Source organism: Cupriavidus sp. SIMBA_020 (assembly GCF_046535395.1).
Taxonomy (GTDB): domain Bacteria; phylum Pseudomonadota; class Gammaproteobacteria; order Burkholderiales; family Burkholderiaceae; genus Cupriavidus; species Cupriavidus campinensis.
The window spans coordinates 148,393-162,097 of sequence record NZ_JAWRWU010000010.1 but is presented as its reverse complement, the minus strand read 5'-3'; the positions used below and the strand labels follow the sequence as shown (position 1 = coordinate 162,097).

Below are 13,705 nucleotides of genomic sequence, written 5' to 3'. Positions count from 1 at the left end.
GCCGACGATTCGTGTCTAATTCTAAAATTGGCTTGATCCATACAAAATTCATATCGCCATGGAATTCCGTCACCTGCGCTATTTCCTCGTGCTGGCCGAGGAACTGCACTTCGGCCGCGCCGCGCGGCGGCTGTCGATCTCCCAGCCGCCGCTTTCGCTCAATATCCAGCAGCTGGAGGCATCGGTGGGGGCGCGGCTGTTCGAGCGCGACAGCCGGGGCGTGCGGCTGACGGCGGCGGGGCGGGCGTTCAGGGAGTCGGCCACGGCGCTGCTGGCGCAGGCGGAGTCGGCACGCCAGCTCGCCCGGGAGATCGAGGCGGGCGCGGTGGGCCGGCTGCGCGTGGGCTTTGTCGGGTCGATGCTGTACCGGGGCCTGCCCCAGCGCCTGCACGAGTTCCAGCACCGCTACCCCGGCATCCAGGTGGCGTTGACGGAACTCAACTCGCAGGAGCAGATCGACGCCCTGCTACACGGCGAACTCGACGCGGGCTTCATCCACACCAGCCGGGTGCCTGATGAACTGGCCACCGAGCTGGCCCATCGCGAGCCCTTTGTCTGCTGCATGCCGGAAGGCCACCCGCTGGCCGCGCGGGCCGAGGTGGCGCTGACCGATCTGCGCGGCGAGCCCTTCGTGCTGTTCTCGCGCAAGGCGTCGCCCGACTACTACAACCGGATCTTCGAGATGTGCGCGGCGCAGGGCTTCTATCCGCAGGTGCGGCACGAGATGCGCCACTGGCTGTCCGTGGTGTCGCTGGTGTCGCAGGGGATGGGCGTGGCTGTGGTGCCGGCGGCACTTGCGCACTCGGGCATGGCGGGGGCGACCTTCCGGCCGCTGGCCGATGCCACGGTGCCGTCCGAGGTCTATTGCGTGTGGAAGCGGGCGCCTGATCATCCGGCACGCGACCATTTCGTCGACACCATCCGGCTGGCCGCGGCGCAGGCCGGCGTTTAGAATCCGGTGCGCAATGTGCGCCAAAGAAAAAGCCACCGGTCCAAGGACCAGTGGCGCTGAAGTACGCGTGGAACGGGGTGTTCAGCGTGTTTGAAGCATAGCGCCACCCCTTCCGGCGGACCAATACCACAAATGCGGTATTCGGCCGAATACCGGGGCGGGGCCCCGGGATCGCACCAGGATTGCGCGGCAATCCGGCACGGCATCGGCGCCGAAATCGCGCGAATGCTATACAATCGAGAACGATTTTTATTTACCTACGCGGGGCGGTGATCCTGCCTGCGCACTGGAAACCTATGCGGTTGTCTGAACTGCCCCGGCGCACGGCCGCCGTTGTGAAATCGGTGGACGATGCCACCCAGAACGATCCCATCGCGCGCCGCCTGCGCGATCTCGGTTTTGTGCCGGGCGAAGCGGTGCAGATCATCGCATTCGGCCCCTTCGGCAAAGACCCGCTGGTGGCGCAGGTCGGCTTCACGCGCTTTGCGCTGCGCCGCGCCGAAGCGGCCCGCATTACCGTGGATGTGGTAAGCGCCACCGTCTCAAGCATCGCCCCGGCGGCCCAGCCCGACGCCCCCGCCGCCCAGCGTATCGCCTGAGGGCGTTGCCCCAGGCCGATCAGGACCCCCTGCCAACATGTCCGTCGCACAACCTCCTTCCGCCCTGCGCATTGCGCTGGTGGGCAATCCCAATTGCGGCAAGACCGCACTGTTCAACCGCCTGACCGGCAGCCGCCAGAAGGTGGCCAACTACGCCGGCGTGACCGTCGAGCGCAAGGAAGGCCATTTCGTCTCGCCGGCCGGCCGCAGCGTACGCATCCTCGACCTGCCGGGCGCGTACAGCCTGCACGCGGCCAGCCTGGACGAGGCGATCACGCGCGAGGTCTGCATGGGCCAGCGCCCCGGCGAGCCGCGTCCGGACCTGATCGTCTCGGTGGTAGATGCCACCAACCTGCGCCTGCACCTGCGCTTCGTGCTGGAACTGCGCCGGCTGGGCGTGCCGATGGTGGTGGTGCTCAATATGAGCGATGCCGCGGCGAAACGCGGCATCCTGATCGACCGCGACGCGCTGTCGCAGGCGCTTGGCGTGCCGGTGGTGCAGACCGTGGCCGTGAAGCGCGATGGCGCCGCGGCGCTGATCGACCTGCTCGACGGCGTGCTGCCGCCGGCCCCGCCCGTGCCGCCGCAGTCCGTGGAGGCGATGTCCGAGCTGGACACGCACGCCGAGGTCAAGCGCCTGCTGGACACCGCCGTGACCATGCCGACGCGCACCGCCCGGCTCGATGACGCACTCGACCGCGTGATCCTGCATCCGGTGGCCGGCCTCGTCATCCTGGCCGTGCTGCTGTTCTTCATGTTCCAGGCCGTGTTCTCGTGGGCGGAGCCGCTCATGGACGGCATCGAGGCCGGCGTGCACCTGGCCGGCGAAGTCGTGGGCGGCTGGCTGCCCGCAGGCCTGCTGCACAGCCTGATCGTCGATGGCCTGATCGCCGGCCTGGGCAGCGTGATCGTGTTCCTGCCGCAGATCCTGATCCTGTTCCTCTTCATTCTCACGCTGGAGGAGTCGGGCTACCTGCCGCGCGCCGCGTTCCTGCTGGACCGCCTGATGATGGGCGCGGGGCTCTCGGGGCGCTCGTTCATCCCGCTGCTGTCGAGCTTCGCCTGCGCGATTCCGGGGATCATGGCCACGCGGACCATCCAGGACCCGCGCGACCGGCTGACCACCATCCTGGTGGCGCCGCTGATGACCTGCTCGGCGCGGCTACCCGTGTATGCGCTGCTGATCGGCGCATTCATCCCCGAACGCACCGTGGCGGGCCTGTTCAACCTGCAGGGCCTGGTGCTTTTCGCGCTGTACGTGGCGGGCATCGTCAGCGCGCTGGTGGTGGCCTATGTGCTCAAGTTCTTCCGCCGTGACCGCACCGACCATCCGCTGCTGATGGAACTGCCGTCGTACCGGATTCCGAATCCGCGCGACATCGCCATTGGCCTGTGGGAGCGTGCCCGGATCTTCCTGTCGCGCGTGGGCAAGGTGATCCTGACGCTGACCGTGTTGCTGTGGTTCCTGGCCACGTTCCCGTCGCCGCCGGAAGGCGCCACGCTGCCTGCCATTGACTACAGCTTCGCCGGCATGCTGGGGCGCGCGCTGGAGCACGTGTTCGCGCCGATCGGCTTCAACTGGCAGATCTGCATCGCGCTGGTACCGGGTCTGGCCGCACGCGAAGTGGCGGTTGGCGCACTCGCCACGGTCTATGCGCTCTCGGGCAGCGATGACGCGGTAGCCGTGCAGCTGGCGCCGATGATTGCCGCGCAGTGGTCGCTGGCCACGGCGCTGTCCCTGCTGGCGTGGTACGTGTTTGCGCCGCAGTGCATTTCCACGCTGGCGGTGATCCGGCGCGAGACCAATTCCTGGGCGGTGATGGCGGCTTCTGCGGCCTACCTGACCGGGCTGGCCTACCTCGCGTCGTTCGTCACATATCGCGCGGCGTTGGCATTTGGTTGAGACGAGGTTGAAACTGGCGGCACCGACTTGGGTCCAACGGCCATGACGCTCTATCACGCCTTCGAAATCCTGGTGGTCGCGCTGATCGTGACGGCTTGCGCGGTCCACGTGACGGGCCGCTACATGCCGCGCACGCGCGAACGCGTGAAGGCGACCCTGGCCGTGCGCCTGGGCGGCGCCGCCGCAACGGGCTGGCGCGGATGGCTGGCGCGGCGCCTGGCGCCGCAGGCGGCGGCGGGTTGCGCCTCCGGATGCGAGACGAACAGCGGCTGCGGCACGTGCGGGTCGAATACGTCATCTGCGGCCTCGGCCCCGCCGGACAACGAGCAGATCATCCGGTTCGTGCGCAAATCCTGACGGCACGGCGAACATCCCGACAAAGAACGGCGGTCCTGGCGACCGCCGTTTTTGCTTTCCAGGCCCGGATCTCTGCACGCAGAAACGGGTACGCTCGCCCTTCCCAGCCCGCCCGATCCACGCAGAAACGGGTACGCCCACACTCATCCCGCATCGGCAACGGGCAAAGAAAAACCCGCCGCGCGGGAAGCGCGGCGGGTTTCGTCGTCCAGCCGATTTACTGCACCACGCCGGCCAGCGTGATCGACACGGGCATCGCCTCGGGCCCAGCCGTGCAGCGCGCGGTAACCGTGAACGGCCCGTTGGCGAGCGGCGTGATCGATGCCGAGTTCGGCGCGATGACCACCTGGTTCAGGATGATATTGCTGCTGGCGGTGGACCACGCCCAGCTGCCGAAGCACGGCGAGATGCCTTCGTCGATGCCGCGATGGAGCAGATGCACCGCGATCGTCGCCCCGATACCCGGCGGCACCACCAGCGGCTGCGGACCGTTATAGACCAGCGCCCAGGTCGGCTGCTCGGTGACGAGCAGGGTGGCGCGCGGCGTGGCGGCCAGCGTCAGGCTGCTGGCGAACTCGGCGAGCACGCTTTGCAGCGGCGACGCACCATTCGGCCGGCTTGTGCTAACCGTGGTCAGGCGCGTGGCGCCATCCGGCAGCACCGCCAGCGACGGCGAGGTCGTGGTGAAGGTCCAGAGCCCGTTGAAGTCCGGCGTGACATCGCTCTCGTCATTGCGCACCACCTTCGACGCATAGACCTGCGGATAGCCGTTCAGCACGTTCAGCGCATTGATCTGGGCGCCGTTCTGCGACAGCACCAACCGGTAGCTGGCCACGCCGGCCTTGGCCACCGACACCAGGAAGGCGCCGGTCAGCACCGAGTTGTCCGGCGCCGTGACCGAGACCGAGACCACCGATTGCGCGACGGTATCGGACGCATTCACTCCGCGCAGCATGCCCACGTTGACCGCGCCGGTGACCTGCACGGCCGCCGTGCTGCTGCTCCAGTTCCAGCCGCTGCCGGCCGTGGAGCGGTCCGCGCCGTCACTGTCGATCAGGGACGCGGTGACGGGCAGCACCTGGCCGTCAGTCATCGACAACACCGGGTACGGCAGCGCCAGGCTGTAGGTACGCGTGCCGGGCGCGACCACCGTGATGATGGCCGAGACCTGCGGCAACGCCGTGGTGGCGTTGCTGGCGCCGGTAACGGTGGCCAGCAGGCTGATGGTGGCGGTGCCGGTACCCACGCCGGTCACCACGCCGCTGCCCGGCACCGTACCGTTGCCCACGGCCGCTACCGAACTGTTCGACGAGGTCCAGACGAAGCTGGTGTTGCCGGTGACGTCGTTGCCGTTGTTGTCTACCACTGACGCGGTCAGCGAAATCGAGCTGCCCACCGAGACCTGGCCGGACGTCTGGCTCATTACCACCGTGTACGACTTGGCAGCCGTCGCGCCATTCCCACCGCTACCGCCGTTGCCGCCGCTACCGCCATTGCCGGTGGTGCCCGTTGGCGTGGTGCCTCCCCCACTGGACCCGCCGCCGCCGCCGCAGGCTGCCATCAGCGCCACCGTGGCCGCGCAGGCGAGCCAGGAAATCCATCGACCTGTCGTCATGGTTTGTCCCCTTCTGTTGTAATGTCCCGTTCCCGTGCTAGGAGACTAGGCGCGATCCGCCAGCCGATGTACTGGCCAGAGGACTGAGCGGCACCCCACATATCGGGATGAGGTCATCCCCGGTCTACGGCAAGCGGTTGACGCCAAGTGCGGAATTCGACTACGCTGACGGCTTACCCTTTTCGCGCACGATGCACGCTACCGCCCTCCTCCTCCGCCACGCCGCCGATGCTCTGCGCATCGATGCCGCCGTGCGCGCGTGCGTGGCGCGGGCTGGCCGGCTGTCGCGCCGCGGCCTGGCCGCATCCCCCTCCTCGCTGCTACTAGACCTACCGACCGGTTGCCGGGCCTAGCGCCCCGTGGCAGTTCGGCAGCCGTCTATCGCCACCGTTTTTCCGTTTTTTCCCCGATTTTTTGATTTTTGCCTGTCGCATCTTCCCGCGAGGAAGGAGAACACCCATGTTGCGCAATCCCGCCGCCAAGTACCGCCCCGCCACCACCGTCAACCTGCCTGACCGCACCTGGCCGTCGCGCCAGATCACGCGCGCCCCGCGCTGGATGAGCACCGACCTGCGCGACGGCAACCAGGCCCTGATCGAGCCAATGAACCCCGCACGCAAGCTGCGCTTCTTCGAGCAACTCGTGAAGGTGGGGCTGAAGGAGATCGAGGTGGCCTTCCCGTCGGCCTCGCAGACCGATTTCGACTTCGTCCGCATGCTGATCGAGGAAGACCGGATTCCGGCCGACGTGAACATCGTGGTGCTGACCCAGTCGCGCGAGGACCTGATCCGGCGCACCGTGGAGTCGGTACGCGGCGCGCGCCAGGCCACCATCCACCTGTACAACCCGATCGCGCCGGCGTGGCGCCGCATCGTCTTCAATGCCTCGCGCGAGGAGATCCGCGAGGTGGCCGTGAGCGGCACGCGCCTGATCCGCGAACTGACCGATGCGATGCCGGAGACCGCCTGGACCTACGAGTATTCGCCCGAGACCTTCAGCCTGGCCGAACTCGATTTCTCGCTCGAGGTTTCCGACGCGGTCTCGGCCGTGTGGAAGCCGTCCGCCGCGCGCCCGATGGTGCTGAACCTGCCGACCACCGTGGAATGCAGCACGCCCAACGTGTTCGCGGACCAGGTGGAATGGATGCATCGCCATCTGGCGCGGCGCGAGCACATCGCGCTGTCCGTGCATCCGCACAATGATCGTGGCACCGCCGTGGCCGCCGCCGAGCTGGCCGTGATGGCCGGCGCGGACCGCGTGGAAGGCTGCCTGTTCGGCAACGGCGAGCGCACCGGCAACGTCGATCTGGTCACGCTGGCGCTGAACCTCTACACCCAGGGCGTGGCGCCGGAACTCGATTTCTCGGATATTGACGAAGTGCGCCAGTGCGTGGAGCACTGCAACCAGCTGCCCGTGCACCCGCGCCATCCGTACGTTGGCGATCTCGTCTTCACGGCGTTTTCCGGCTCGCACCAGGACGCCATCCGCAAGGGCTTCGCCCAGCAGAAGCCGGACGCGATCTGGGAAGTGCCCTACCTGCCGATCGACCCGGCCGACCTCGGCCGCAGCTATGACGCCGTGATCCGCGTGAACAGCCAGTCCGGCAAGGGCGGCATGGCCTACCTCCTCGAGCAGGCGCACGGCATCTTTATGCCGCGCCGGCTGCAGATCGAATTCAGCCGCGCCGTACAGGCGATGACCGATGAAACCGGCCTGGAAGCGAGCGCCGACGACCTCTACGCGCTGTTCCGGCGCGAGTACCTCGACGTGGACGCGCCGCTGCACTATGTCTCGCATCGCATGGTCTCGACGAGCGAGGCCAGCAACGCCAGCGTGGAGATCGAGGTGGAACTGGTACGCGATGGCCAGCCGGTGCGGGCGCGCGGCGCGGGCAACGGCCCGATCGATGCCGTGGTCGACGCCTTCGTACGCGGCCTGGGCCTGCCGGTGCGAGTGATGGACTACCACGAGCACGCCCTGACCGCCGGCGCCGATGCGCGCGCGGCCTGCTATGTGGAAGTGCGCGTCGGCGACTCGCCCACGGGCTTCGGCGCGGGTGTGGATGCGAACATCGTCACGGCGTCCCTGCGCGCGGTAGTGTGCGGCGTGAACCGGCACATCGGGCGCGCCAGCCAGGAAGCGCAGGCCGCCTGAGGCGGAGCGAGGCCAACTGCGCCCCGCCGCCGTGGAGAAAACCGGTGTGCCCCGCCCCCACGGGGCACACCCGGAAAGACGTCCTTGCGGACGCCCACGACATGCGCGATGCATTCACCACGTGCGCACAGCGTACGGGCCGCGCCACGCGGGCGCCACGAATAAATCCGCATGTAAATAGAACGGGAGCGGGCAGACGCCCGGGATCATCGGCTGTCGCGCGGCCGCCACGCGGGGCCGCGCAACTTGCGCTGGGTCAAGATGGGGATGGGAGGCAAAGGCCACACTGGCCGCACAGTTTTTCCTCGCCTGTGCATACCAACATGACCAACTTCTCCCTCACTCGCAAGACACTCTGCACCACCCTGGCCGCGCTGGCGGCCTCCGCCGCGTTCGCGGCCCCAGCCATGGCTGCCGAGGAAGCCCAGGGCAACTGGATGGTCCGCATGCGCGGCACCTTCCTCGACATGTCCAACAAGTCTGATCCAGTGGGCGGCGTGGGCGCGTCGGACCGCATCCACGTCAACAACAAGTGGATTCCGGAAGTCGACATCACGTACTTCATCGTGCCGCACATCGCCGCCGAACTGGTGCTGACGATTCCGCAGAAGCAGGACGTCTCGCTCGATGGCCAGAAGATCGGCACGTTCAAGCACCTGCCGCCCAGCCTGCTGCTCCAGTACCACTTCATCCCGAACGGCACGTTCCGGCCGTACATCGGCGCGGGCGTGAACGCCACGCGCATCTACGGCGCGGACATCGCCGGCAACACGCTGAACCTGGACCGCTGGAGCGTGGGCCCGGCCCTGCAGATCGGCATGGACTACAAGCTCACCAAGAACTGGTTCCTGAACGTGGACGCCAAGAAGGTGTGGATCTCCAGCAACGTGTATGCCGGCGGCGTGAAGGTTTCCACGGTCAAGCTCGATCCGTGGCTGTTCAGCGCCGGCGTGGGTTACCGGTTCTGATGTTGGACGCCCCGCTCCGCCCGGAGCGGGGTGGCAAGCCTCAGCGGAAGGCCGGCTCGTCGAAGCTGCGCAACTTCCGCGAGTGGAGCTCTTCCACGCCGTTCTCCCGCAGGATACGGATCGCCTCGAGGCCGATCGTCATATGCTGGCTCACGCGCTGCCGATAGAACGTATTGGCCATGCCGCGCAGCTTCAACTCCCCATGCAAGGGCTTGTCGGACACGCATAGCAGCGTGCCGTAGGGCACGCGCAGCCGGAAGCCATTGGCGGCGACCGTCGCGCTTTCCATGTCGATGGCGATCGCGCGCGACTGGTTGAAGCGCGCATAGAGCGATTTCGACTTCAACTCCCAGTTGCGGTCATCGGTCGACACCACCGTCCCGGTCCGCATGCGCGTCTTCATCTCGTTGCCGGACAGGCCAGTGATGCGGGCGACGGCTTCCTGCAGCGCCACCTGGATCTCGGCGATCGGCGGCACGGGCACCCATGGCGGCAGGTCGTGGTCGAGCACGTGGTCATCACGCACATAGGCGTGGGCCAGCACGTAGTCGCCAAGCTGCTGCGAGCGGCGCAGGCCGCCGCAGTGGCCCACCATCAGCCAGCAATGCGGACGCAGCACGGCGAGGTGATCGGTCATCGTCTTCGCGTTCGACGGCCCGACGCCGATATTGACCAGCGTGACGCCGAGCTTGTCCTCGCGCACGAGGTGGTAGGCCGGCATCTGCGGCAGCGCGCGCGGGCGGGTGGCGTCGTCGGGTTCGCTGTCGCCAAGGTTCTGGGTCACGTCGCCCGGTTCGATGAAGCGCACGTAGCCGTCGCCGCCATCGCCGGACATCAGCGAGCGGCCCAGCGCCACGAACTCATCGACATAACGCTGATAGTTCGTGAACAGGACAAAGCGCTGGAAGTGCTGCGGCGCCGTGCCGGTGTAGTGGTAGAGCCGCTGCAGGGCCAGGTCCACGCGCTCCGCGGAGAACAGCGAGAGCGGCCAGGCCTCGCCCGGCGTGGGCTCGTAGGTGCCGTTGGCGATGGAGTCGTCGATGCGGCTCAGCTCGGGCAGCACGAAGGAGGCTTCCAGCTCGCGCGCCTGGGTGTAGCTGATGTCGGTGGTCGAGGCTTCGATCACGAACGGCAACGGGATTGGACGGCGCGACAGGCCAACCACCACCGGCACGCGGTGATAGCGCATCAGGCGCTCGATCTGGTCGCGGTAGTAGTCGCACAGCAGGTCCGGCCGCGTGACCGTGGTGCCGTAGACGCCGGGGTAGGCTACCGTACCCCACGAAGGGCGGCTGTCGGTCACCATGGTTTCGAGGTTGACCGAGATGCCGAGGTACGGGTAGCACGCGTGGGCCGCCGATGGGAGGGGCTTGCCCTGCGCGAAGGCGTCGAAACGCGCGCGCACGGCGGCGACCGAGCCGTCGTAGATCTCGCGAATGCGCGCCAGCGCGCTGTCCGCGTCAGAGAACTCGGCCAACTGATCGGCCGGATGGGCGGAAGAGAAGATCGAGGCGTTCATGGCAACCATCATACCGCGCGGCATCGCGCCGTGGCGGCATTCGATCGCGTTGCGTGGGAATACGAACGCTTGTGCGCATTGCACCGTGCATTGTTTGACGCATCCACATCCGCTTCGCTACACTCTGTCGCCATTCGCGCCGCACATCGCAGCTTCGTGGCGCAAACGCCGCTGCGCTCCCCACTTTGGTTGGGGGTACGGCACGCGACATGGTATCTGGCAGGAGGAGCCGTCGATGGAAATCCGTAACCCGTTGCCCGCAGAGATCGAGGCGGCCAGGCGTCTGTTGGCCGCCAACGGTTGGGAGCAACAGGTCGGCAATGCGGAACGCTTCGCGCAACTGATCGCCAATTCCCAACGCGTGGCCGTGGCCGTGGAGAAAGGCGAGGTGATCGGCTTCGCCCGGGCGCTGTGCGACGACATCGCCAACGGCTACATCTCGATGGTGGCCGTGGCGCCGCAGCACCGCCGGCGCGGCATCGGCCGGGCGCTGGTGCGCCAGGTCATGGGCAATGATCCCGACATCGTCTGGGTGTTGCGCGCGGCACGCTCCTCGGAAGCCGCCTTCTTCGGCCAACTCGGCTTTGCCCCGTCGATGGTCGCCATGGAGTGGCGGCGGCGCTGATTTTCCTCACGCCCTGGCCGTTACTCCACCACTGTCACTCCGCCATCGCGCGCCGGAAAGCGTCCGCCGATCCCATCTGGCGGAACAGCTTGCCACCCGGCGCGAAGCGGTCTGCCGTCGACAGGCCGCCCACCACCACCGGTTCGAACCCTGCCTCGCGCACCAGTTGCGCGGCCACGGCCAGTGCGGCTGCGTCGTCGCCGGCCATCGGCACCGCCATCAGCGCGCCCTGGCGATGGCTCTCGCGGGCGAATTCCCCTGCACCGGTGAAGTTGAACACGCGCACGATCCGCGCGCCGGCCAGGTACTTGGCCGTGGTCGCGCCGATGCCGTTGGCTTTCACCTCCTCCACGATCGCACCGTCACGCGGCGAGACCGCATTGGTGGCATCGAGCACGATCTTGCCCTGCCACTTATTCTGCTGGCCCACCTCGGGCACGGCGCCGTAGGGCACGGCCAGTAGCAGCACATCGGCGAAGGCCACCGCCTGCGCCACCGTGCCGGCCTGCGCCAGCGGGCCGAGCGAATCGGTCAGGCTCTTCAGGGACTCCGGGTGGCGCGAGGAGAACATCACGGGGTGCCCGGCCTTGACGAACAGGCCGCCCACGGTGCCGCCGATGCGCCCCGAGCCAATCACGCCGATCTTCGATTTGGCCGCCTGCTGCTGCGCCATCGCCGGTAGCGCGCCTGCCACGGCCACCAGCCCCATCACCCCCAGCACCCTGCGCCGGCCCCGGTGCATGCCTGTCGATTCGTAGCCCATCGCATCGCTCCAGCGGTTCCGATCTAGCCACTCTAGGCGAAATCCACGCCACCGGCGCTGTCATGGGAGTGTCACAGCCGCTGCCTAGACTGGCGCGCGACTACGTGCCGCCCTCGGCACTTATCGACAACAACAACGAACAGGGGAAATCATGGGAAAGAGGACCAGGCAGGCAGCCTTTGCCGTGCTGATCTCGGCCACGCTGGCGCTGGGCGCCTGCGGCGGCGACGATGACAACGGCAGCGCCGCGAATGGCGGCAATGGTGGCAACGGCGGAAATGGCGGCACCACGCAGCCGGCGTCGGTGCAGCCGCTGTCGGGCGGATCGCTGTATGTCGGCGCGGTCAGCTTTGGTGACACGGTGTCCGTCGAACTCGACAAACCCGCCGCCGGCCAGCTCACCCTGCGCTTCCTCGATTCCCGCTTCGGCCTGGCCGGGGCGCTGGTGGGCCAGTACGTGCTGGAAGACGGCACCTACCGCGTGACCGGCCTCGCCGCCAGCGGCACCGACGTGCCGGCAGCACTGGCTGCCGCCGCCGCCTCCATCACCTTCCGCTTCACGCTCGACGACGGCGTGCTCTCCGGCGCGCTGGGCCAGGTGCCCAACGTCAAGGCCGGCAACGGCGCCCTGCTGCAGGGCTATATCTCGGCCGGCAACCGTGGCGCGCAGCTGGCCGACATCGCCGGCACCTACAGCTACCTGCGCCAGACCGGCGATGCCGCCAGCGCGGGCCAGCTCAATATCGGCGCGGATGGCAGCGTGCGCGTCTGCGCCGGGCTGGGCTATAGCGCCGACTGCGCCGGTGGCCAGTCGGGCAAGCTGGCGGCCGATACCGACCAGTCGCGCTATCCCGGCGCCTTCGCGCTGACGCTGGGCGGCAGCACGGTCGGCCGCCTGTTCGTAGGCCGCCAGCAGGGTCAGGTGGCGCTGTTCGTCGATGAAACCGGCGCCAGCGCCACGGCGCCCACCGGTAGCTGGGTCATGCGCACGGCCGCGGCCGTCGCCGCCAATGGCATCGATGGCGACTGGGTCTGCGCCGAGCCGGAACTCGACGACAGCAACGCCGCCACGGGCCGTACGCGCCGCAACATCGTCTCGGTGGCCGGTACCACGCTCGCCGCGGACAACATCCCCGTGGACGTGACGCTGGCCTACAACCGCGCCGGCGGGGCCGCCGCCAACGGGCTGGTCTCGGGCACGTGGCAGGCCACCGTGGCCGGCCAGTCCCAATCGCTCGGCCTGACCTGGCTGCCGGTGAGCAAGAACCTCGCGTACCAGCTCCGGCAGGTGCCGGGCAGCACGCGACAGCTTCCCGCCGTGTGCGCGCCGATGGCCACGCCGACGCCGGTCTCGACCTATCTGTCGGCCACTGCAGGGCAGAACATCCTCGTCACGCTGGCCGATCTGCGCCCCACGCAGCCGGCCATCGGCCGCGACCAGATCTACTACAAGCTCGGGCGCTACGCCGCGGACCCGATCAAGAAGTTCGACGACGCCTGCGAGACCAACGGCCAGAGCAAGACCAGCACCTGGGATGCGGCCACGTCCCGCCTCAGCGACCTCGCCTCCTTCACCTGCACCAAGGCGGTCGGCAACAAGCCGGCCGACATGAAGACGCTGGTGGTGGGGCCGTACGGCGAGCCGTACCTGACCGACGGGCACCACTCGTTCACGTCGATCTGGGACGCCGACACGGGCGGCGCGCAGTCGAAGATGTGGATCCGCGTGCAGGACAACCTGTCCACGCTGAACCGCGCCACGTTCTTCCGCACCCTGCGCGAGCGCAAGCTGATCTGGTCGAAGGACGGCGCCAACCTGCCGACCTACCCGGCTGACCTGCCGCGCGCGCTGGGCCTCAAGAACGGCCTCGGCAACGACCCGTATCGCGCGCTGGTCTACTTCACGCGCGACATCGGCTACAGCCAGCCGACCGACGCCACCGAGTTCACCGAGTTCTACTGGGGGGATTGGCTGCGCGGCGTGGTGGGCCTGAAGACAGTCAACCTGGACGACACCGCGAGCTACCTCGACGCCGTGCACCGCGCCTCGGCCGCCATGGTGGCGCTGGCGCCGGACGCCGTGGTCAGCAACGGCAAGACCGCCGCGCAACTGGGCGGCCTGACCACGCTGAACGAAACCGAGTTCACCGCGCTCTCGCAGCCGGTGGGTTCGACCAAGCCCGGCAAGCTGCCGTACGCGGTGGCGTACCGGCAGGGGCTGGGGCAGGGGCTGGGGCTGAAGCCGTAAGG

The 13,705-nt window shown here is 68.0% G+C and carries 11 protein-coding genes; 8 read left to right on the top strand and 3 right to left on the bottom strand.

Annotation, left to right across the window (positions count from 1 at the left end):
- Nucleotides 1-58 precede the first annotated feature (58 nt).
- The 4 genes from SB751_RS19590 (at nt 59) to SB751_RS19575 (ending at nt 3,811) form a co-directional block, all read left to right on the top strand.
- Nucleotides 59-952, top strand: a complete 894-nt coding sequence (locus SB751_RS19590; protein WP_144201169.1) for a LysR substrate-binding domain-containing protein — start codon at nt 59-61, stop codon at nt 950-952.
- 296 nt (nt 953-1,248) lie between these two features.
- Nucleotides 1,249-1,551 (top strand): ferrous iron transport protein A, encoded by a 303-nt coding sequence (locus SB751_RS19585; protein WP_144201167.1) that lies wholly within the window; start codon nt 1,249-1,251, stop codon nt 1,549-1,551.
- Between the two features lie 37 nt (nt 1,552-1,588).
- Nucleotides 1,589-3,454: a ferrous iron transport protein B gene (feoB, locus tag SB751_RS19580; RefSeq protein WP_211943586.1), complete on the top strand. Its 1,866-nt coding sequence runs from the start codon at nt 1,589-1,591 to the stop codon at nt 3,452-3,454.
- A gap of 42 nt (nt 3,455-3,496) precedes the next feature.
- Nucleotides 3,497-3,811 (top strand): DUF6587 family protein, encoded by a 315-nt coding sequence (locus SB751_RS19575; protein WP_144201163.1) that lies wholly within the window; start codon nt 3,497-3,499, stop codon nt 3,809-3,811.
- Nucleotides 3,812-4,028: 217 nt separating this feature from the next.
- Here the strand turns inward: SB751_RS19575 and SB751_RS19570 are convergent, their stop codons facing one another.
- Nucleotides 4,029-5,426 (bottom strand): hypothetical protein, encoded by a 1,398-nt coding sequence (locus SB751_RS19570; RefSeq protein WP_144201161.1) that lies wholly within the window; start codon nt 5,424-5,426, stop codon nt 4,029-4,031.
- Nucleotides 5,427-5,885: 459 nt separating this feature from the next.
- Between SB751_RS19570 and leuA the strand changes: the two genes are divergently transcribed.
- Together leuA and SB751_RS19560 are read left to right on the top strand one after the other, a co-directional pair.
- Complete coding sequence (gene leuA, locus SB751_RS19565; RefSeq protein WP_410748304.1) at nt 5,886-7,580, top strand: 2-isopropylmalate synthase; 1,695 nt, start codon at nt 5,886-5,888, stop codon at nt 7,578-7,580.
- 323 nt (nt 7,581-7,903) lie between these two features.
- Nucleotides 7,904-8,548 (top strand): OmpW/AlkL family protein, encoded by a 645-nt coding sequence (locus tag SB751_RS19560; RefSeq protein ID WP_211943588.1) that lies wholly within the window; start codon nt 7,904-7,906, stop codon nt 8,546-8,548.
- A 40-nt stretch (nt 8,549-8,588) separates the two neighbouring features.
- Here SB751_RS19560 and SB751_RS19555 read toward each other — a convergent pair whose 3' ends face one another.
- Complete coding sequence (locus tag SB751_RS19555) at nt 8,589-10,079, bottom strand: AMP nucleosidase (protein WP_144201153.1); 1,491 nt, start codon at nt 10,077-10,079, stop codon at nt 8,589-8,591.
- A 223-nt stretch (nt 10,080-10,302) separates the two neighbouring features.
- Between SB751_RS19555 and SB751_RS19550 the strand changes: the two genes are divergently transcribed.
- Nucleotides 10,303-10,692: a GNAT family N-acetyltransferase gene (locus SB751_RS19550; RefSeq protein WP_092294295.1), complete on the top strand. Its 390-nt coding sequence runs from the start codon at nt 10,303-10,305 to the stop codon at nt 10,690-10,692.
- Between the two features lie 34 nt (nt 10,693-10,726).
- On the opposite strand, the gene SB751_RS19545 is transcribed toward SB751_RS19550, so the two are convergent.
- Entirely contained in the window at nt 10,727-11,455 is a 729-nt protein-coding gene (locus tag SB751_RS19545; protein ID WP_144201151.1) for an NADPH-dependent F420 reductase, read from the bottom strand.
- Nucleotides 11,456-11,606: 151 nt separating this feature from the next.
- Between SB751_RS19545 and SB751_RS19540 the strand changes: the two genes are divergently transcribed.
- Complete coding sequence (locus SB751_RS19540; RefSeq protein ID WP_313819024.1) at nt 11,607-13,703, top strand: ParB/Srx family N-terminal domain-containing protein; 2,097 nt, start codon at nt 11,607-11,609, stop codon at nt 13,701-13,703.
- Nucleotides 13,704-13,705: the final 2 nt, after the last annotated feature.

Excerpts from the sequence above, each read along its gene's own strand:
- SB751_RS19590 (WP_144201169.1), top strand. The coding sequence starts at position 59 with ATGGAATTCCGTCACCTGCGCTATTTCCTCGTGCTGGCCGAGGAACTG.
- SB751_RS19575 (WP_144201163.1), top strand. The coding sequence starts at position 3,497 with ATGACGCTCTATCACGCCTTCGAAATCCTGGTGGTCGCGCTGATCGTG.
- feoB (WP_211943586.1), top strand. The coding sequence starts at position 1,589 with ATGTCCGTCGCACAACCTCCTTCCGCCCTGCGCATTGCGCTGGTGGGC.
- SB751_RS19545 (WP_144201151.1), bottom strand. The coding sequence starts at position 11,455 with ATGGGCTACGAATCGACAGGCATGCACCGGGGCCGGCGCAGGGTGCTG.
- SB751_RS19585 (WP_144201167.1), top strand. The coding sequence starts at position 1,249 with ATGCGGTTGTCTGAACTGCCCCGGCGCACGGCCGCCGTTGTGAAATCG.
- SB751_RS19560 (WP_211943588.1), top strand. The coding sequence starts at position 7,904 with ATGACCAACTTCTCCCTCACTCGCAAGACACTCTGCACCACCCTGGCC.
- SB751_RS19570 (WP_144201161.1), bottom strand. The coding sequence starts at position 5,426 with ATGACGACAGGTCGATGGATTTCCTGGCTCGCCTGCGCGGCCACGGTG.
- SB751_RS19540 (WP_313819024.1), top strand. The coding sequence starts at position 11,607 with ATGGGAAAGAGGACCAGGCAGGCAGCCTTTGCCGTGCTGATCTCGGCC.
- leuA (WP_410748304.1), top strand. The coding sequence starts at position 5,886 with ATGTTGCGCAATCCCGCCGCCAAGTACCGCCCCGCCACCACCGTCAAC.
- SB751_RS19555 (WP_144201153.1), bottom strand. The coding sequence starts at position 10,079 with ATGATGGTTGCCATGAACGCCTCGATCTTCTCTTCCGCCCATCCGGCC.
- SB751_RS19550 (WP_092294295.1), top strand. The coding sequence starts at position 10,303 with ATGGAAATCCGTAACCCGTTGCCCGCAGAGATCGAGGCGGCCAGGCGT.